At 32.1% G+C, this 20,089-nt stretch carries 17 protein-coding genes; 11 read left to right on the top strand and 6 right to left on the bottom strand.

The features are described from left to right. Positions 1-124: 124 nt before the first annotated feature. Positions 125-889, bottom strand: a complete 765-nt coding sequence (locus BUE10_RS22005; protein WP_073489056.1) for an alpha/beta fold hydrolase — start codon at positions 887-889, stop codon at positions 125-127. Positions 890-1,099: 210 nt separating this feature from the next. Here BUE10_RS22005 and BUE10_RS22000 point away from each other — a divergent pair, with 210 nt between their 5' ends. Together BUE10_RS22000 and BUE10_RS21995 are read left to right on the top strand one after the other, a co-directional pair. Then, on the top strand, positions 1,100-2,248 hold the full coding sequence (locus BUE10_RS22000) for a M12 family metallopeptidase (RefSeq protein ID WP_073489054.1): 1,149 nt from the start codon (positions 1,100-1,102) through the stop codon (positions 2,246-2,248). 349 nt (positions 2,249-2,597) lie between these two features. Then, positions 2,598-3,932, top strand: coding sequence for a hypothetical protein (locus BUE10_RS21995; RefSeq protein WP_073489052.1), 1,335 nt, complete (start codon positions 2,598-2,600; stop codon positions 3,930-3,932). Between the two features lie 48 nt (positions 3,933-3,980). Here BUE10_RS21995 and BUE10_RS21990 read toward each other — a convergent pair whose 3' ends face one another. From BUE10_RS21990 to BUE10_RS21980, 3 genes are all read right to left on the bottom strand, one after another. Beyond that, complete coding sequence (locus BUE10_RS21990; RefSeq protein WP_073489050.1) at positions 3,981-4,835, bottom strand: DUF4249 domain-containing protein; 855 nt, start codon at positions 4,833-4,835, stop codon at positions 3,981-3,983. A gap of 3 nt (positions 4,836-4,838) precedes the next feature. Continuing rightward, entirely contained in the window at positions 4,839-7,112 is a 2,274-nt protein-coding gene (locus BUE10_RS21985) for a TonB-dependent receptor (RefSeq protein WP_073489049.1), read from the bottom strand. A 77-nt stretch (positions 7,113-7,189) separates the two neighbouring features. Continuing rightward, positions 7,190-7,903: a pyridoxine 5'-phosphate synthase gene (locus BUE10_RS21980; protein ID WP_073489047.1), complete on the bottom strand. Its 714-nt coding sequence runs from the start codon at positions 7,901-7,903 to the stop codon at positions 7,190-7,192. 116 nt (positions 7,904-8,019) lie between these two features. On the opposite strand from BUE10_RS21980, the gene BUE10_RS21975 reads away from it, so the two are divergent. The 8 genes from BUE10_RS21975 (at position 8,020) to murI (ending at position 16,443) form a co-directional block, all read left to right on the top strand. Beyond that, positions 8,020-8,679 (top strand): CBS domain-containing protein, encoded by a 660-nt coding sequence (locus tag BUE10_RS21975; RefSeq protein ID WP_073489045.1) that lies wholly within the window; start codon positions 8,020-8,022, stop codon positions 8,677-8,679. An 89-nt stretch (positions 8,680-8,768) separates the two neighbouring features. Continuing rightward, positions 8,769-9,653: an NAD kinase gene (locus BUE10_RS21970; protein WP_073489043.1), complete on the top strand. Its 885-nt coding sequence runs from the start codon at positions 8,769-8,771 to the stop codon at positions 9,651-9,653. Positions 9,654-9,826: 173 nt separating this feature from the next. Further along, entirely contained in the window at positions 9,827-10,516 is a 690-nt protein-coding gene (locus BUE10_RS21965) for a type IX secretion system protein PorG (RefSeq protein WP_073489041.1), read from the top strand. Positions 10,517-10,521: 5 nt separating this feature from the next. Continuing rightward, entirely contained in the window at positions 10,522-11,262 is a 741-nt protein-coding gene (locus BUE10_RS21960; protein ID WP_053471628.1) for an isoprenyl transferase, read from the top strand. Then, positions 11,195-13,951, top strand: coding sequence for a BamA/OMP85 family outer membrane protein (locus BUE10_RS21955; protein ID WP_073489039.1), 2,757 nt, complete (start codon positions 11,195-11,197; stop codon positions 13,949-13,951). The genes BUE10_RS21960 and BUE10_RS21955 overlap by 68 nt, the downstream gene beginning before the upstream one ends. 59 nt (positions 13,952-14,010) lie before the next feature. Beyond that, positions 14,011-15,000, top strand: a complete 990-nt coding sequence (locus BUE10_RS21950; RefSeq protein WP_073489037.1) for an OmpH/Skp family outer membrane protein — start codon at positions 14,011-14,013, stop codon at positions 14,998-15,000. A gap of 13 nt (positions 15,001-15,013) precedes the next feature. After that, positions 15,014-15,517, top strand: a complete 504-nt coding sequence (locus BUE10_RS21945; protein WP_177178064.1) for an OmpH/Skp family outer membrane protein — start codon at positions 15,014-15,016, stop codon at positions 15,515-15,517. 149 nt (positions 15,518-15,666) lie between these two features. Next, complete coding sequence (gene murI / locus BUE10_RS21940; RefSeq protein WP_073489036.1) at positions 15,667-16,443, top strand: glutamate racemase; 777 nt, start codon at positions 15,667-15,669, stop codon at positions 16,441-16,443. Here the strand turns inward: murI and BUE10_RS21935 are convergent, their stop codons facing one another. Both BUE10_RS21935 and BUE10_RS21930 read right to left on the bottom strand, forming a co-directional pair. Beyond that, positions 16,444-17,682: an aromatic hydrocarbon degradation protein gene (locus BUE10_RS21935; protein WP_073489034.1), complete on the bottom strand. Its 1,239-nt coding sequence runs from the start codon at positions 17,680-17,682 to the stop codon at positions 16,444-16,446. Beyond that, positions 17,683-19,011 carry a DUF4270 family protein gene (locus BUE10_RS21930; protein WP_073489032.1) on the bottom strand — a complete coding sequence of 443 codons (1,329 nt, stop codon included), beginning with the start codon at positions 19,009-19,011 and terminating at the stop codon, positions 17,683-17,685. It lies immediately after the preceding gene. Between the two features lie 281 nt (positions 19,012-19,292). Between BUE10_RS21930 and BUE10_RS21925 the strand changes: the two genes are divergently transcribed. Continuing rightward, entirely contained in the window at positions 19,293-20,084 is a 792-nt protein-coding gene (locus BUE10_RS21925) for a DUF6268 family outer membrane beta-barrel protein (protein ID WP_234984790.1), read from the top strand. Positions 20,085-20,089 lie beyond the last annotated feature (5 nt).

Here is a 20,089-nt window from a genome sequence, read left to right as displayed (position 1 = left end):
TTCAAAAGGCAAATTTATGAATTTTAATGTTTATATGTAGGTAAATTCTTATTTTTAAGATTTCTTTAATTAATAGCACACTATCAATTTACCTATATTACTAAAGGCTAAAGCATTATAAAAATTACTCTTTCAAAAACTCGGTTGTCAGTTCAAAAAACATTTTAGGGTTTTCGGCATGAAGCCAATGTCCTGCACCTGGAATAGTTTCTAATTTAAAACTCGGAAACTGCTTTCTTATTTCATCTAAATCTGCATCTAAAATATATCCAGATTCCCCTCCTCTAATAAATAAAGCAGGTTTATTAAAAACTAAATTTTCTGCCAAAGGTTTCCCGATAGCATCGAGATTGTTATTAAAAACTTCCAAATTAAAACGGAAAGCAAGTTGTCCCGGTTCTTTCCAATATAAATTTTTCAATAAAAACTGGCGTGTTCCAAAATCAGAAACATATTGGGCAACGATTGCTTCAACGTCATTTCGGCTTGGTTTTACAGAAAAATCAACTGCATTTAAACCTGCCAAAATATCCTGATGATGCTGTTTGTAAAATTTCGGACCAATATCTGCCACAATTAATTTATCTACAAGATCTGAATGGGTTGCTGCAAAAAGCATAGCCACTTTTCCGCCCATCGAATGTCCAAGAATATCAATTCTAGTTAACTGGTTTGCCTGACAGTATTCAAAAACATCCTGAACCATCGCTTCATAACTCCATTCGTCAGAATGAAAACTGCGTCCGTGGTTTCTTAAATCTAAAATATGAACCTGAAATCCAGCTTCGACATACTGTCCTGCCAAGGTTTTCCAATTATCAGACATTCCAAGAAATCCATGCATGATGATAAATGGTTTTCCTTCGCCTTCTATTTTTGAGTATAACATTTATAATTGATTTTTATCTTATAACAAAGGTAAAAAGTTCTACTAATCTGTAATAGAATTTAATTATATATTTTTTTAAAGCATTTATATATTTATACATAAAAAACTTACTTTTTAACAATTAAATTGTAGGTAAAATACTTATTTTTATTATATTGCCTGTTCAAATCAGAACTCGTTTGATTTGAATTAATTTAATAACTATAAACCATGATTAAAAAATCTTTATTCTTAGCCGCGATTATTTCTCAGCTTACAATTTCATGCTCAAGTGATGATCATTCAGAAACAACTGAGCAACCTTTAAACGAAGAAATGTACCTATGTTCCTTTGATCTTCGAAATCAAATTCCAGATGTTCATGCACAAAACAATAAAACTGCGAAATCAGGAAGTACCATCGAGTCTTGGACCGGTTGGAAAACAGGTCAAACAATTCGAATTAAGTTTTTAGATGGAGACGTTACAGATCATGACATAGTTAAAAGAATTGCTGTTGAATGGACTAAGTATGCTAATCTTAAGTTTGAATTTGTTCCAGCTACGGAAAATGCAGACATTAGAATTGCTATTATACAGGGAGCAGGTGCATGGTCATATATGGGAAAATACACTAATACCCCGCAACAACAAAAACTACCTACAATGAGGTTAGGACAAGTTTCGAAAAGCTTTAATGAAGAAGCAGCCAGAAGAACAATATTACATGAATTTGGACATGCTTTAGGGTTATATCATGAAATGAAAAACCCCACTTCAACTATAGCATGGAATAGAGCAAAAGCCTATAAATATTTCGATCAGTATAGTCAAGAAGAAGTAGATCGCCAGATAATAGAAAAAACCGATATTAATCGTACAAACTATAGCAAATATGACCCATTATCAATAATGCATTATTACATCCCAAGTTCTATAACATTAGACGGAATAGGTGTAACTGCTCAAAATGATCTATCAGAAATTGATAAGAGATTTATTGAAAAACAATATCCTCGTGACTTAAAATTAAGTTTATATCCCGGCGAACGATTAGACAGAAATAATAAATTAAGTTCACCAAATGACAATTATTCACTTTTTGTAGAAGTAAATAAGTTAAAATTATACAATTATAAGGATTGTAAACAAGAGGGGGAATTTTTAGCAAATATTAAATTTAATAATTTCACATCTACTAAAGAATACTTAGAAATAATTGGAAACAAATTATTGTTATATAAAGGAAGTGTTCCTAGAACATTATTCGAACACCCTAACCCATTATTTAAAATTGACTACATCACTCTAAGTGATTCTGGAAAAATTAACTTAATATCACAAGGAATTTTACAAAGCTCAATTGAAATGCCTAAATAATTTTTCAAATAAAACAACCTCTTAACTTACTGTTTTGAGGTTGTTTTTATTTGAAGGATTTGACACATTCCGAACTAAATTTGAAGATTTTATTCAAGCTTTCGAAAAATAATATTTTCTAAAACTACTACTAGCACCGATTTGAAATATTTCAAATCGGTGTTTTTTTTTGTAAAAAATTTGACAATCAATACAATAAGTTTAATATTTTGATAAAAACATTTTATTAAAATAAAACTTACCAATTTACGGTTTCCCGTAAGGATTAGATAAATCGAAAGTGTATATTCGCATTTTAAAAATCAAAACCAAAAACTTGATTTAAATCCAATTAATTAATACCACCTTTATGATTAAAAAATTCCTTTTATTATCATTAGTTGCTTCGCAGCTTATGGTTTCATGTTCAAGCGACGAAAGCAATGATGAAGAAACTAAACCTGAAACAGAATTATCATTAGAAGAGCAAATTGCTGCATTATTAAAGCAACCGTACTCTAGCCTTACTCCTTCTCTTCAAAAAACAAAATTAGAAGCTGAAGCTAATCAAATGCTTGTTGAGCTTGATAAAACCAAAAGCTCTGGAGCTATCGAAGCATTGGCAAATTTATCAAGACTTTTAGGTGTCGATGAGATTGATGTTTTTGGTGGAAAACGCAGCAACAAAGTAGAAGATATATTAAATGTTTCTGGTGTTTACGGTATTTATACATGGAACAATGCAGAACAAGTTTGGGTTAAAACAGCTTCAACTACAGAATTAAAATTTGTTTTTCCTGCTAAAGAATCTCAAACTGCTAACAATGCTGTTTTATCTGCAAAAGGTATTTCTTCTGATGTAAAAGTGAAATCTTATGACAGCTGGGTAAGCGGAACTGAAATATATGATTCCCTTTTCCTTCCTAGTTCTGCAGACGCAGTTTTAACAATCGATAATGGTCAATCTGCTACTTTTGCATTAACTGCAAAGTATTCTAATGGGAAAGAAGTTCCTAATGAATTCTCATACAAAATGGTGTTAAACGATGGTTACACTTGGGAAATGAGCAGTATTAAAGCAGCACAAAACACTGCAAAAGCATCTCTTATTTACAATGGAAAAACTCTAATTGATTTTACCGCTGGAAGTAATGCAAATATTGACAATTTGCTTGACAACAAGGAACTAGTTCAATATAGAGGTAAAGCAAATGGTTTATTCCAGTTAATGGACAACTTTGTTATTGTTGCTGATATGGATTTAGCTACAGCTGCTGCAGATGATATTGCTTTAGAAAAAACTTTACCTAATGTAAATTACAACAGCAAAACTTATTATACTGATCACAATGCTTATAATCTAAAATTAGCAGAAGGAGAAGCAGCTAACTTTAATAAAAACATGAAGTTAATCTTAGTTTCTAAAAAAGATGGAACTAAAATTGCTGATATTGTACAGCATGCTGAAAAAGAATACAGCTATGACAGATACAATAAATGGGTAACTGCAGACAATGAATATGGCGGATACTGGGAATATGATCAAAATACGCCACAAATATTAAACTACTATTATGTAGTAAACTATTTAAGATTCAATGATAAAACTGAGGTAGAAATGGGAGCTTATTTCTCTGAAGGATTTGATACATTCGAAAGTAAATTTGAAGATTTCATTAGTGCTTTTAATAAAGAAGAAAAATAGTTTTAAAAAAATATAATTTAAAGCCGATTTGAAATATTCAAATCGGCTTTATTTTTTTGGAGGTGTTCTGACTATGATGGTACTTTGTCCATATCCTGCCCAAATACCAATTCCTCCTTTTATATTCGATTTTAAACTTGTGTTTGAGGGATAAATAGGATTTTTGCTGTTTACGATTTCGTTTTGCCAGCTGTTCCAGAAATCTAATGCTTCTTTCGTTTGTGTTCTTAGTTTTACATAAATAACGTCTCCATCAGCAAAATAAGGTGTGAATTTTGTTTTAGGAAATAACAAAACTCCTCTGTTTATCTGCACAGAAACCGAAGAACTTTTAAAGTTTTTATCGTCTAAATTGCCATAAAATGAAGGAACAAAAATAGGTTCTTCACCATCAATTTTTGTAGCGATTTGATAATAGTTTTTTTCGGCTGACGGATCATCAAATTTTACAAAAATATAGCCGGTTGTATCTGCAGCATTCTTCTTTATATATTCCGCACTTTTAAGCGGCACTGATTTCGGAATTGAGGTTACAGCTTCAACAACACGATTTAAGTATTCAATTTTAATAGAATATTCTTTTCCGGCTTCACCTTTTAAAGTTGACCCAAAATACACAAATGGAGGAATTCTGTTTTTATCGTTTTTCACTCTTAAAACTTCTGAATTCTGACCGTCAGAAATTGTGATTTTTGCAGATCGAATTACATGATTTAAAACATTTGTAGAGTCAATAACATCTGTAACAGGAATACTGCTCGACAGCAAAACATTGGCAAAATCACCTTCTTCAATCCAGCCTTCAACAACTATTTTTGATTCCAGGCTTTTTTGTTCACTAAAGTCATCTTTTGAACAACTTGTTAGCACTAAAGCAAAAAGAAATAATATATATTTTTTCATCTCTTAAAATTTAAATCTCCAGCTAACAGAAGGAAGAATTCGGTATAATACTTTTTTTTCCTGCTTTACCACAACTTTGCTTTTATCCTCATTTACTTCTACATCTAAAACAACATAAACTGGGTTTGATACATTGAATGCATTGTAAATAGAAAAGTTTAAAGCACTTTCTTTCTTCAGCGTTTTTATAAAATAATAATTCGCAGAAATATCTGTTCTAATATAATCTGGCATTTGTGCATTATTATATCCTGAATATTCTTTAACAGGATTATTATTTATGAAATACCAGGAAGTTGGCATTGTGAATCGATTTCCGGAACCAAATATTTGAGTAACTCCAAAATTCCATTTTGAGTTTAAATCATACATTCCAACAACAGAAAGATTATGGCGTCTGTCGTATTTTGCGAAATACGTTTTCCCATTATTCAATTCATCAAAATTTCGATCAGACCAGCTTAAGGTATAACTCAGCCAGCCAGTAAATTTTCCGTTACTTTTTTTCAACATCATTTCAAATCCGTACGCTTTTCCTTCTCCCACATACAAATCATTTTTAAGCGTTGTAATTTCATTAAACTGCGTTATTCCATACGGATATTCCAGCAGGTTTTTCATCGAACGATAAAATCCGCCAAAAGAAGAAGAAAAATTTCTGGTAATATTTTGATTAGAACCAACAGCAAATTCATTAGACGACTGCGGCTTTATTCCATCAGAACTTGCAATCCAAAAATCCGTTGGAATTCCTACGCTTGAAGTTGTAATCAAACTCAAATATTGGTATTGTCTGTTATAAGAAGCATAAAACGAATATTTTTCATTCGCATAATAATTCAGCACAGCACGCGGTTGAAAATGTAAATAAGAGTCTGGCCCAGAAGTATAATAATTAATTCGAAGTCCTAAATCGGCTGTTACATTTTCAAATAACTTAGGTTTTGCGTTTACAAAAATTGCTGCTTCATTGGCATTAATTATTCTTTGGGAATAATTATCAAGCGTTGTCAGGTTTTCTACATTCACTTTTTGAGGCTGTAAATTGTGATAAACATATTGCAATCCTGTCTCAAATGGAATATTGTTAATTAAAAATCGTACGGTATTTGTAAACCCAAAATCTTTTACAAAAGAAGAAACTCCAAATTGAATTGTTGCCTGTTCCATACTTAAATCATTAGAATAATGACTAAAATAAACAGAATTAGACATGCTTACTTTTGGAGAAAATGTTGTGGTTAAAGATGGTGAAACTGTAAAATTGCTCCATTTTAAATTCGTTCGCAGCGCCAGATTCTCATCTTTTATTTTCAATTCGTCTCCGCTAAAAAAAGCATCTAATGAAAATAGATTCTTTTTAGAAATTTGGGATAAAAAGGTGAAATTCGCATCAGAAAAATCATATTTCATATCCTGAACATCATTACTTTCTGAACCTGATTTTAATATTGGGCCTACAACTTCATCAATATAGGTTTTTCTTCCGGACACATAAAATCCTGTTTTATCATTAAGCGGAACTGCCAATGTTACTTGCGAAGCTAAAATTCCTGCATTTCCCTGAATCGAAAATTCTGACGGTAATTTTTTATTGGTGCTTAAAACTGTTGTTGAACTCAATCGGCCGCCATATTTTGCATTCGAACTTGATTTATCAAATTCTACATCCTTAATATGATCTGCGTTGTAAAAAGGAAAAATCCCGAGTAAATGAGACATTCCATAAATGGGAGCTTCGTTATATAAAATTGCATTATGTCCGGGATCACCGCCACGAACGTATAAATAACCATTTGCATCTCCGGAATTTTGTACTCCGGGGGTAAGCTGCAAAAGTTTAATAATATCTGTAGTTCCTAAAAGTGTTGGAACAGCGTTTAATTCTTTTAAATTAAAAGAAAGTTTTCCGCCGGATAAAGTTTTGATGCCGCTTTTTTTATCATTTGAAATAATTACTTCTTTTAAAAGTGAAATATCTTTTTCTAAAACAATAGAAAGTATGGTGTCTTTTTGCAGATTGCAATAAATAGTTTTTGGCGTAAAATTTAAATGATCAATTTTTATAACCAAATTACCTCCAGGAATACTTTGTGAAAAGTTACCCAGAGTATCTGTAATGGCATGCAGCTGTTTTTTGTTTATCTCAAAAGAGACATTTGCACCAATTAGGTTTTGGCTTTCAGAAGATTTTACATTTCCCTTTATTCGGACATTTGACTGTGCAAAAAGGTTGGAAAAGGAAAACAATAAAAAAAGAATAATAAATTTTGACACTTAATTTTAATAAGAAAAGTGCGAAAGTAAACAATTATAACCCAATTATGTCAGGTTATAATTGTTTAATTTTAATCTTACTTCAATTTATTCAAATACATATTCACAACATTATCCAAACCAAGATAAAGTGCTTCTGAAATTAAAGCGTGACCAATAGAAACCTCTAATAATCCCGGAATATTTTGTTTGAAAAACTGGATATTATCTAAACTCAAATCATGTCCGGCGTTAATTCCCAAACCTAATTCGTTTGCTAATTCTGCAGCTTTCACATACGGATCGATAGCATTTTTGTTTCCTAAATCGTATTGATGCGCAAAGGCTTCAGTATACAATTCGATTCTGTCTGTTCCTGTTTTTTTTGCTCCTTCGATAATTTCTAAAACCGGATCAACAAAAATCGATGTTCTAATTCCGTTTCTTTGAAATTCCTGAATAACTTCAGTTAAATAATCTTGATTTTTAATGGTATCCCAGCCTGCAGAAGAGGTAATGGCACCAATTGCATCTGGAACTAAAGTAACCTGATCTGGTTTGCATTCTAAAACCAAATCAATAAAATTATGCTGCGGATTTCCTTCAATATTATATTCTGTAGTAACAATTGCTTTTAAATCGCGCGCATCCTGATAGCGAATATGACGCTCATCCGGACGTGGATGAATGGTAATTCCCTGCCCTCCAAAACGCTGAATATCGACAACAACTTTTAATAAATCAGGTACATTTCCGCCTCGTGCATTTCGCAGCGTTGCAATTTTATTGATATTAACACTTAACTTTGTCATATAAATAGATAATTAATTCAAGTAACACTATATTTGTTACGACAAAAATACAAAGTAAAACGCAGCAGTTTTTGGTATTTTTTGATTATTTTGCATCAAATATCTTCGATTGATTTATGACAGAAATTACAAACTATATCACAAATGATTTCAGAGCGATTGATAGTCAGGAAACGATAGCATCGATTCAGGACTTTTTTATCGATGTAAATTTTTCTCATTTTCCGATTTTAGAAGATGGGATTTTCATTGGAAGTATTTCTTCTGATGATGTTGAAACGTTTGATACCGATAAAAAAGCTATTGACTACAAATATACTTTAGAACGTTTTTTTGCCAGAAAATCAATGATCTGGCTGGATGTTCTGGAAGTCTTCGCAAAAAATCACACTAATATTATTCCAATTCTTGATGAGAATAATAGCTACATAGGCTATTATGAAATGGAAGATATTATGAAGTTTTTTCAGGAAACGCCATTTTTAAAGGAACAAGGAGGAATTATCATTGTTCAAAAAGGGCTGCTGGATTATTCGATGAGCGAAGTAACCCAAATTGTAGAAAGCAATAATGGTAAAATTTTAGGTTGTTTTGTTTCTGAAGCCGATCTAGAAAATGTTCAGATTACTATAAAAATAGGTTTGGGAGCGATGAATGAAATTATTCAGACGTATAGAAGATACGGTTATGAAATTATTTCAGAACATCAGGAAGATACCTATATTAATAGCTTAAAAGAGCGCTCTGATTATTTAGACAAATACCTTAATATATAATATTGTTTGTTGAATCGGTTAATTGTTTAATCGTTTTAACGAAGAAAATTAACGATTAAACAATTAAATAAAAATCGATTAAACACCAGATGAAAATAGCCATTTACGGACAATATTATCAAAACAGTACCGAACCTATTATAAAAGACATTTTCTCGTTTTTCAATTCTAATAATGTAGAAATGGTAATTGAAGAAAATTTTCTGGACATGCTTTACGATAAGCAGCTTGTAAAAAAGGAATATAAAACTTTTTCTCCAAGTACTACTTTAGATAATAGTTTTGAAATGCTGATTAGTATTGGCGGTGATGGAACAATTTTGAGAGCTGCGGCTTTTGTTCGTAATTCAGGCATTCCTTTATTAGGTATAAACGCAGGAAGATTAGGATTTCTTGCAAAAGTTCAAAAGGAAAACATTGACAGTTTACTGCAATATGTTATCGATCAAAACTATACAACATCCGAAAGAACTTTGCTTGGCATAACCTGCGAACCTAAAAATGATGCATTCGCAGAGCTTAATTTTGCTATGAACGAGGTTACTGTAAGCAGAAAAGATACGACTTCGATGATTACTGTTGATACCTATTTAAACAATGAATATTTAAATTCTTACTGGGCAGATGGATTAATTATTTCAACTCCAACGGGTTCTACAGGATATTCATTAAGCTGCGGCGGGCCTATTTTAACACCAGATGTAAAAAGTTTAGTAATTACGCCAATTGCACCACATAATTTAACCGCCAGACCACTTGTTATACCAGACGATACTGAAATCACTTTGCGCGTAACAGGAAGAGAAGACCAATATTTGGTTTCATTAGATTCCCGAATTTCTTCGGTAAAAAACGAATCAGTTCTTAAGATTAAAAAAACTGATTATAAAATAAAAATGATTGAAATCCCGGGCGAAACTTTCTTAAAAACCTTAAGAAACAAACTGCTCTGGGGAGAAGACAAGAGAAATTAAACTCTTTTCTCCTTCATCACTATACGATAATACCACATTTTCTCGTTCTGCATATAGCGAATCATCATTAAATTGCTCAAAATCATAATGTAAATTGAAAAAAAAGCACATTTATCTAAAGGAACTTTGATTCGTATTGATAATTATTATATTTGCACGCAATTTTGAATTAAATGAAGAAAATTTTTAATTTATTGTTATGTTTTTTCCCTTTTATTACACTTAATGCTCAAATCAATGAGCTTGGTGTTTTTATTGGCGGAAGCAACTTTGTTGGTGATGTTGGAAGCACAACTTACGTTAATCCAAATAAACTGGCTTTAGGTATTTTGTACAAATGGAACAAAAGCCCAAGACATTCTTATCGTTTCTCTTATACACAATCTAGTATCACCGGAAACGATTTAGATTCTGACGAAACAGGACGCAACAGAAGGGGATATCGTTTTGATAATGATGTAAAAGAATTTTCTGCTGGTTTAGAATTTAATTTTTTTGATTTCAATCTTCATGATTATCATACAAAAGTTACTCCTTATATATATTCAGGTTTAAGCTTTTTTCTTTATGATGGTTTATATCGTTATGAAACCAGCCCAAATATTACGCAAAAAATCAACTCAAATTCATTTGCAATACCCATAACACTTGGAATTAAATCAAATGTAACTCCTCATTTTGTTATAGGTGCTGAAGTTGGGGCACGATATACTTTTACCGACAATATTGATGGCAGTAATCCTGATACCAGCAATGCAAACATTCTAAAATTCGGAAATTTAAATAATAATGACTGGTATGTCTTTTCAGGTATTACTTTAACTTATACCTTTGGACAAAAACCTTGCTACTGCGCAGAATAATAAAAATGAATTTACTAGACTCTATAGATCAATCAAACTTACCAAAACATCTGGCCATTATTATGGACGGAAACGGGCGCTGGGCTAAACAACAAGGCTTTTTAAGAGCTTTTGGACACGAAAACGGCACCAAATCTGTTAAAAAAACAATTACAACTTGTGCCAAACTAGGTATTGAGTACCTAACCTTGTATGCTTTTTCTACAGAAAACTGGAATCGTCCTAAACTGGAAGTTGAGGCGTTAATGAAAATATTGATTAATTCCTTAAAAAAAGAGCTAGTTACACTTCAGGAAAACAATATCAGACTTAATGCTATTGGAAATCTTGACAAATTACCAAAATCGGCACAAAAAGAACTTTTAGACGTTATTGAGAAGACTAAAAACAACACCAGACTAACGTTAACCCTTGCTTTAAGCTATGGTTCCAGAGAGGAATTGGTAAATGCTGTTAGAGTGATTAGTGATAAAGTTAAAAATAATATAATTTCAATAGACACTATTGACGATTCAATTATAAATGAGCATCTTTACACGCAAAATTTACCTGACGTAGATTTATTAATACGAACAAGTGGAGAACATAGAATAAGTAATTTTCTGTTGTGGCAGATTGCCTATGCTGAATTATATTTTACTAATGTCTTGTGGCCAGACTTTAAAGATCAAGATTTATATGAGGCTATTATTAGTTATCAAAAAAGAGAACGTAGATTTGGAAAAACCAGTGAACAAATTAAATAATTTTTTAGTGTTACAAAAAAGAATACCACAAATAATCTGTACCCTTTTATTATTGGGTAGTTTTTCACAAGTTAAAGCTCAAGATAGAGTTCCTTTTGACCAAGGAAAAAAATATATTCTGGCTAAAGTTTCTGTTGTTGGTAAAATAAGCTTCAATGAGCAGACTGTTGTTACTTTCTCAGGTCTTCAGGTAGGTCACGAAATAACAGTTCCAGGTGAAGAAATCACTGGTGCTATCAAAAAATTAGGTAAACTAGGTCTTTTCGACGAAATCTCTTTTTATATTAATAAGGTACAAAATGACAGTATTTATTTAGATTTAAATATTGTTGAGCTTCCAAAATTAAATGAAGTTAAAATCACCGGTGTTAAGAAGAGTAAAATCGAAGGATTAATTAAGGATAACAATTTAACTAAAAATAAAATTGTAAACGAAAACTTAATTACGACTACTAAAAATTATATCGAAAATAAGTATAAAAAAGACGGCTTTTACAATACAAAAGTTACCATTACTACTACTCCGGACAGTACTGCTGGAAATCAGGTAAACATGCTTGTTAGAGTAGATAAAGGAGATAAAGTTAAAATTAAAAGTATTGATTTCATAGGAAATCAGCAGCTTAGCGACACAAAATTAAGAGCCGCAATGAAGGACACGAAACAGAAAAACTTTCTTCGTGTTTTTAAAGCCTCTAAATTTATTCCTGAAAAATACAAAACTGACTTAGAAAAAGTTATCGCTGCTTACAAAGAAAAAGGGTATCGTGATGCACGTATTATTTATGACTCTGTTAATTACATCAAAGACAAAAATATGCTTGCGATAAAAATTAATGTAGAAGAAGGAAATAAATATTACTTCGGAAATATTAAGTTTTTAGGTAATACCGTTTATTCAGATCAACAGTTAAACCGTTATTTAGGGATCAAAAAAGGAGAAACTTATAATGGTGTTTTACTAGAAAAAAGAATCGCTGATAATTCAAAACCTGACGGAGAAGATATCACGAATTTATACCAAAACAATGGTTATTTATTCTCAAAAATTAATGCTGTAGAGGTAAAAACTGTAAACGATACAATTGATTTCGAGATTAGAATTACTGAAGGCCCTATCGCCTATTTCAATAAAATCTATGTTACTGGAAATGACAAAACAAATGACCACGTTATTTACCGTGAGTTAAGAACTAAGCCCGGAAATAAATACAGTAAAGAAGAATTAGTTAGAACAATTCGTGAAATTGGTCAATTAGGTTTCTTTGATCCGGAGGCTATTAAACCAGAATTTAGAAACGTTGATCCTTCTGCAGGAACAGTTGATATTGAATACCAATTAGTAGAAAAAGGATCTAGCCAGGTTGAGCTTCAAGGTGGTTATGGCGGAGGAGGTTTCATTGGAACTTTAGGTTTGTCATTCAACAACTTCTCGGCTAGAAAATTATTTGATAAAGATGCATATAAACCACTTCCAATGGGAGACGGACAAAAAGTAGCACTTCGTTTACAAGGAAGTACTTATTTCCAAACGTATAGTTTATCATTCTCTGAACCATGGTTTGGAGGTAAAAAACCAGTACAGTTTAGTTCTTCTATATCTTACAGTAAACAGTTCAATAACAATTATGTAACCAGAACTGTGGATAAAAGCCAAAGTTTTAATATTTTTACAGTACAAGTTGGTTTAGCGAAACGTTTAACTGTGCCGGATGATTATTTCGTTCTTTCACAATCTGTGAGTTATCAGCATTATGACTTAAACAATTACTATACAGGGTTGTTTACATTTGGTAACGGAGCATCAAGAAACCTTGCTTATACTATAGGACTTTCAAGAAGTAATAAAGGGGTAAACCCAATATTCCCAACTTATGGTTCTGAATTTAGTATCTCTGCAAAAGTTACGCCTCCTTACTCATTATTTAATGGTGTTAATTACGGCGACTTAGGAAATCAAAAAGAATATAAAGTACAATATACCGGAGAGGCAAAAACTGGTCCAGACGGTCAGCCTATAAATCCTGGTGATTATATGAAAGCTGAAACTATAAACGGATCTTCTCAATATGTGAGTGTAGGATCTGACTATAAGAGCGCTGACACAGATGCTGCGAAGGTCGATCAAAAGAAATATAACTGGTTAGAATACTATAAAGTAAAATTTAAAGCAGACTGGTATACTAAAGTGTATGGAAAATTAGTTTTAAGAACATTAACAGAATTTGGTTTCTTAGGAGCTTATGATCAATCAAGAGGTGTTGTTCCGTTTGAGCGTTTCTATTTAGGAGGAGATGGAATGGCAAACTATTCTATGGATGGTAGAGAAACAATACAATTAAGAGGTTATCCGAACAATTCGCTTACACCTGTTAATTCATTGGGACAACAGATTGGAGCAACTGTGTATAACAAATTCTCGATGGAATTACGTTATCCTATTACATTAAAATCGTCTGCATCAATTTATGCATTGACGTTTTTAGAAGCAGGTTCGTCTTATCCAACGTTTAGAGATTATAACCCGTTTGACTTAAATCGTTCTGCTGGTGCTGGTTTACGTGTATTCATGCCTGCATTTGGATTATTAGGAATTGATTTCGGTTACGGTTTTGATGCTCTTCCTGGGTCAGTTACAAACAAGGCAAATGGCTGGGAAACACATTTTATTATTGGTCAACAGTTTTAGTGCGGGTTTTAGTACAAATTTTAATACCTTTGGCTAAAAATTCAAAATAAAGTAATGTTATGAAACAACGGTTTTTATTTATATTTTTAGTTTTGATTGCGGTAAATACAAGTCAGGCTCAAGGTAAGACGACTAGAATCGGTTACATTGATATGGAATATATTTTGGAAAATGTTTCTGATTACAAAGAAGCAAAAGCACAATTAGAGCTAAAAGCTCAAAAGTGGAAACAAGAAATAGAAGCCAAAAAATTAAACATCAATACTCTTAAAGAAAATCTTAAGGCAGAAAAAGCTTTATTGACTAAAGAATTAATTGATGAAAGAGAAACAGAAATTAAATTTCAGGAAAACGAAATGCTGGAGTATCAACAAAAGCAATTTGGTGCTGACGGAAATTTAATGAGACAGAAATCAGCTTTAGCAAAGCCAATTCAGGATCAGGTTTTTACAGCCGTTCAAGATATTGCCGAAGCTAAAAATTATGATTTCATTTTTGATAAGTCATCAGATCTGACAATGCTTTTCAGCAATAAAAGATTCGATATCAGTGATCAGGTACTGCGTGTTTTAAACAGAACTGAGAAAAGAGAGCAATTGACTAAAAAACAATTGAAAGATCAGGAAGCTAAAGAGAGCAAGGAAAATGCAATTGATGAAAATCCGGCAATGGCAGATCGTCAAAAAGCATTAGATGAAAAGAGAACTGCGAGAGAAAAACTGATTGAAGACAGAAGACTGGAGCAGGAAGCTAAGAAAAAAGAATACGACGACAGAAGAAAAGCAATTCAGGCAGAGAGAGAAGCTAAAAAAAATGGCACGGTTTCTGAACCAGCAAAAACAACCGAGGCAGCAAAAACAACTGAAACGGCTAAACCTGCTACAACAACTACTGAACCTGCAGTAGATAAAGCAGCAGAGAGACAAAAGCTTTACGAACAGCGTAAAAAAGAATTAGAAGAGAGAAGAAAAAAAATACTCGAGGAACGAGAAGCGGCTAAAAAAGCAAAAGAGGCCGAAACACAAAAAACAAATACGACCAATAATTAATTAATTTTTTAAAATGATGAAACAAATCAAAACTTTACTAATTGCTGCAATACTTATTTTAGGAGCAAGTAATACAATGAACGCACAGGCGAAGGTTGCCCATGTTGATGTTAGCGAGATTATGTCGAAAATGCCTGCTATGTTAGATGCTCAAAATCAACTGCAAAAATTAAGTGGGACATATGATGCTGAATACAAAAAAATGGTTGACGAATACCAAACTAAAATTAAAAAGTATGAAGCTGAAGCTGCAACTGTAACTGAAGCTGTAAACGGTGACCGTTCTAAAGAAGTTCAGGATATGCAAAAAAGAATTGTTGATTACAGAGACAATGCTCAAAAAGAACTTCAACAAAAAGAAACTGATATCGTAAAACCTTTAATGGAAAAAGTAAGAGCTTCTATCCAAAAAGTTGGTAAAGCTAAAGGTTTCCAATACGTTTTAGATGGTTCTACTCTTTTATTAGCTGATGGTCCAAACATTACTGCTGATGTGAAAAAAGACTTAGGATTCTAATAAACGAATTCCTTTTAATTAAACTGCTTAAATTTTAAAAATTTAAGCAGTTTTTTTTTACATTTATTTAAAATTAAAATCCATTAATATTTCCAGATTTCTACTAAATTGGAATATATTTTTATTTCAAAAAATACTAATTTTGTATTATGACAAACAATAATCCTATAGGCGTTTTCGACTCTGGTATTGGAGGAACTTCAATCTGGAAAGAAATTCACGATTTACTTCCAAACGAAAAAACAATTTATTTAGCCGATAGCAAAAATGCTCCCTACGGTCAAAAAACAAAAGAAGAGATTGTTGCCTTAAGTAAAAAAAATGTAGAGTTTTTACTTGAAAATAATTGCAAATTAATTGTCGTTGCGTGTAATACTGCAACAACAAATGCAATTTGGGAACTTCGTAATGATTATGATGTACCCTTTATAGGGATTGAACCTGCAATAAAACCTGCTGCCAATAATTCTAAGACACAGGTTATTGGAATCCTGGCCACAAAAGGAACCTTAAACAGCGAACTGTTTAATAAAACGGCAGAGATGTTTCAGCATACTACAATTATTGAACAGGTTGGTTACAACCTGGTTAAATTAATTGAAGACGGCAATTTACATTCTCCGGAAATGACCCAATTATTAAAAGAATATTTACAGCCTATGATCGATGCCAATATTGATTATCTTGTTTTAGGCTGCAGTCATTATCCTTATTTAATTCCGCAGATTAAAAAGATACTACCTGACCACATTCAAATCATAGATTCTGGAGAGGCAGTAGCAAGACAAACACAAAATATTTTGCGTGAAAAAGTCGGTTTTACTGACACTCCAAAAAGCGAACCTATATTTTATGTCAATTCAAATCCAGCGGTTTTAAAATCAATTTTAGAAGATAAATATCCGGTAATTGAAAAAGACTTTTAATTAATCAAACTTTCGTTTCACAAACCAAATTCCGTCTAAAGATAAATTAAGAGATATCTTATGGTAATTCTCTTTAATAAGATTCTCTGATATCCTGCCTCTTTGTCCATAGGAATAGGAAATATTTAAGGCCGAAGAGGTGTTTTCGATTGGCAGATTAATTCCGACTGAAATTGAGGCATTGTTAACTCTTTTCCCGTCGACTTCAAGATAACCGGTATCAAAATTTGCTCCCGCAGAATATGTTATTCTATCCCAATATTTGCGAATATTTCTATTGGCATTAAAATAAGAAAATCCGAGGGCAAACCTGTCCTGGTTTACAAAATCACCATAAAGATCAGACTGTCTGGTATCATTCCACAAACTTTTTTCGTAATCTAAAGTCATGTTCAAAACATTCTTAAATCGTTTGCTGATCCCTATTCCTATTTCTAAAGGCATATAATAATCATCCACATCCGAAGCTGCTTCAGACTCAATAACATTAGTAACTCCATCTGTAGACGTTTGAACAGATTGAACTTTTGAGCCTTTAATTTGTGCCGGAAGTTTAAAAGTTGTTCCAATTGTTAATGTGGAATCGATTTTATACTGCGTTCCTAAAGTAGCACGAAATCCATTATAATCTGTTTTTTTATGAACATTAGTAATTGAATTCAAAATAGTAAAGGTGCGGTCGTCTGTAATATTTCCAAATAACAAAGCGGCAGTAGCTCCAACCGTCAGCTTTTTACCAAAACGATATCCATACGAGAAATCGAAGTCATTTAATCCTCCTGAACCTGCGGCAGATAAATTATACGATTCCTGGCTATCGGCAATAGGCAGTAAAAGATTTGAAATTTTATAAGTAGAACTCGAATAAGGCTTGAGTGCGATACTAAACCCTGAATTTTTCGTTACCGGAAAAGCAAAAGCTAAATGCGAAAACTGAAAATTATTTCGTTTCTCTGTTTTGGATTTACTTTGGTAAGTTGTTCCAATGGCTTTTCCACCAACATCAAGCATAAAATGATTTAAAGGCATAAAACCTAAAGACGCCGGATTTAGATTATTGATAAAACCTTCTGACGGCAAAGCAATTCCAGAAGATCCAATGGATGAAATCGCACCAAAATCGGCATCATACACACTTCCTAAACCATACAATGAATAGGGCGAACTCGAAATACTTTGAGAAAATGAAGTCAGCGCCATTAAAATGAAGCAGCTTACAAAAATTATTTTCTTTTTCATTTAATAGGAGAGGTAATAAATTTTTATTAGAATTTTATTTTCGGGGTGTTTTTGATCTCCTAAAACAAGTCTGTTAACTGATTTAGAAATTCCGGGCAATGTTAATATCAGGGATGACCTTGAATCTGATGCTTTCAGCATTTCTTTTTGCAAAAAACTGCCAAGCGGAATGGTATAACCTATATTTTCATTAAACTCATCGCTTTTCTGGCTCAAAGTTCCATAAACTGCCGTTCCTGCAGCATTAAGTAAACTGCCGCTAATTCTGTTTAAATTATCGCCTACATATACTTTTAAAGAATCTGCCAGAGGATATTTATCAGAATACGAATTGTTTACAGGTTTTATAAACATTTGAGCGTCAACAATGGCTCCGTTCGATGAAATATTTTTAAGCTGTTTTATGTTTGGAAAATCAATCCGGCAGGCAACTCCGGTTCCGGACTGAATAAATCCTTGTTTGTTTGTTAAGGAACTTGAAAGTTTACTGGTCGAAATGGGGAGATTTTGAATTATAGTTCCTGTTTTATCGAGCGATATAGAGTTAAATTGTGTCGATGTATTTGACATCAGGAAATCGATAAAAAAAGAATCGACATCTGCATCACCCTGATATTTTGAATAATACATTCGAACTTTACTGGTAGTGGTATGAAAACCTATTACACTCGACGAATTTGAACTTGAAGGAACAAGCACTAATCCTTTTAAATATTCCGTCAGATTATCCAACCCTGTAATTTCTCTCTTTTTTATTTTTTGAAAAAGGGCATCTCCAAAAGCATCACTCATTCTAATATTAATAGAATCTTTTTCTATTGGGCGGGGTTTATACGAAATAGTACCCAGGCTTTCGTCACTGTAACTTAAAGTTGAGTTATTATAAAAACTATCATCATCAGTATTTGGTTTTACTTTTTGGGTCAATCGATGAATGTCAAATTTTTGAACCTGCGTAGTATCTCCGTAATGGTAATTATCATATTTTAAAATCATTGAGATAGAATCAAAAACGAAATTTACAGCCTCGGTATCTGAACCTGAATTATTCAAAGCATAAGAACTTGCAGAAAGCTGGAAATAACTGTTTGATTTTACTTTTCCAAAAACAGGATCATCATAATTACCTATTAAAATACGGTTTTGTCCCGAAGTAATAAGTGAATCAAAATTTATGGTTGACATTTCGACTGTCAGCGTGTCGATTAAAACAACTTTATTATTTATAGCCAAATAATCAGAACCAACAACAAATTCTCCTGCATCAGTATCTGTACCGCATGAAAATATAGTAAAAGCAAAAACTAACATTAATAAAAACTTGCTCATAATCAATTTTTTGAGCAAATATAAAATGCAGTCTTCTGCACCACACTATAACATATACAGTCTCGTGTTTTTAGACTATCAACGGCGAAAAAACATCTACAATGGAATATCGCAAATAAATATTTCATTCGACCTTAAAAAAGGCTGTTTTGTCTATCAAAAAGAGCCATACATATATCTTCTTTTTTTTAAAACCTTCTCCAACCTACTTTTGAACCAATAAATAAGTAATGAAAATAAGGTTTATAATTTGTTCGGTTTTTTTAGTGTCATTTCTAAATATGAAAGCGCAGGAAAATTTTTCAGTACACCTGAATTTAAAAACAGAGCCTACTGACAAAATTGATTTTACTGAAACAAGTATTGGAATCTCGCTCAGCAAAAAAATAAGTTCAAAAAGCCTGATTACAAATACACTGGAATATTCGAATTTGAATATAAACTATGATTTAGGTCGTTATGAATCTTTTGAAGATTTAGACAAGCTGCAGCTGATTAAGGGCAAATTTGAATTTTCGCAGAAAATATCAAATTCGACAAAACTGAATTTTACGTTTACGCCAATGTTCAGTTTTCAGGAAAATTTAAGTTTTTCTGATTTTACACTTTTAGGAGGTTTTGAAATAAAACAGCAATTAAATTCAAAAACAACTTTAAGTATTGGAGCAGCCAGAACAAGTATTTTTGGAAACCCAAAATTTCTGCCGTCAGCCTCTTTAAATTATAAAGTGAATGACAACGCTAATGTGCTTATTGGTTTTCCTGATTCAAGGATTTCGTATTCGAATAACATACGCAACAAGTTTAGTTTAAGTAACAGCTTTAACGGAAGTTTTTACAATTTAAATATTCAGAATGAAATTGATAAAAATGCTGCAAAAGCTACTTTATCACAAATGACAACCTCATTTGAATATGAAAGAAATGTTGACAAAAACTGGTTTTTAAATTTTAAAGCCGGATATGATTTTGACAAAAAATACAAATTAACCGATGGTGAAAATCATACCGTTTATGATTTCAACATAAGCAACGGTTATATTTTAGGAATTGGGATCAAATACAAACAATAAATAAA

Origin of the sequence: Flavobacterium sp. CF108 (genome assembly GCF_900129795.1) — a bacterium.
Lineage (GTDB): Bacteria > Bacteroidota > Bacteroidia > Flavobacteriales > Flavobacteriaceae > Flavobacterium.
Note: the sequence above shows the minus strand (reverse complement) of the source record. Positions and strands in the feature narration are given on the sequence as shown.

Bases quoted from the DNA above. Each gene is read 5' to 3' on its own strand.
- BUE10_RS21925 (WP_234984790.1), top strand. From the start codon at position 19,293: ATGAAAGCGCAGGAAAATTTTTCAGTACACCTGAATTTAAAAACAGAG.
- BUE10_RS21955 (WP_073489039.1), top strand. From the start codon at position 11,195: ATGAGGCTATTATTAGTTATCAAAAAAGAGAACGTAGATTTGGAAAAA.
- BUE10_RS21980 (WP_073489047.1), bottom strand. From the start codon at position 7,903: ATGACAAAGTTAAGTGTTAATATCAATAAAATTGCAACGCTGCGAAAT.
- BUE10_RS22000 (WP_073489054.1), top strand. From the start codon at position 1,100: ATGATTAAAAAATCTTTATTCTTAGCCGCGATTATTTCTCAGCTTACA.
- murI (WP_073489036.1), top strand. From the start codon at position 15,667: ATGACAAACAATAATCCTATAGGCGTTTTCGACTCTGGTATTGGAGGA.
- BUE10_RS21990 (WP_073489050.1), bottom strand. From the start codon at position 4,835: ATGAAAAAATATATATTATTTCTTTTTGCTTTAGTGCTAACAAGTTGT.
- BUE10_RS21950 (WP_073489037.1), top strand. From the start codon at position 14,011: ATGAAACAACGGTTTTTATTTATATTTTTAGTTTTGATTGCGGTAAAT.
- BUE10_RS21975 (WP_073489045.1), top strand. From the start codon at position 8,020: ATGACAGAAATTACAAACTATATCACAAATGATTTCAGAGCGATTGAT.
- BUE10_RS21960 (WP_053471628.1), top strand. From the start codon at position 10,522: ATGAATTTACTAGACTCTATAGATCAATCAAACTTACCAAAACATCTG.
- BUE10_RS21970 (WP_073489043.1), top strand. From the start codon at position 8,769: ATGAAAATAGCCATTTACGGACAATATTATCAAAACAGTACCGAACCT.
- BUE10_RS21945 (WP_177178064.1), top strand. From the start codon at position 15,014: ATGATGAAACAAATCAAAACTTTACTAATTGCTGCAATACTTATTTTA.
- BUE10_RS21930 (WP_073489032.1), bottom strand. From the start codon at position 19,011: ATGAGCAAGTTTTTATTAATGTTAGTTTTTGCTTTTACTATATTTTCA.
- BUE10_RS22005 (WP_073489056.1), bottom strand. From the start codon at position 889: ATGTTATACTCAAAAATAGAAGGCGAAGGAAAACCATTTATCATCATG.
- BUE10_RS21935 (WP_073489034.1), bottom strand. From the start codon at position 17,682: ATGAAAAAGAAAATAATTTTTGTAAGCTGCTTCATTTTAATGGCGCTG.
- BUE10_RS21965 (WP_073489041.1), top strand. From the start codon at position 9,827: ATGAAGAAAATTTTTAATTTATTGTTATGTTTTTTCCCTTTTATTACA.
- BUE10_RS21995 (WP_073489052.1), top strand. From the start codon at position 2,598: ATGATTAAAAAATTCCTTTTATTATCATTAGTTGCTTCGCAGCTTATG.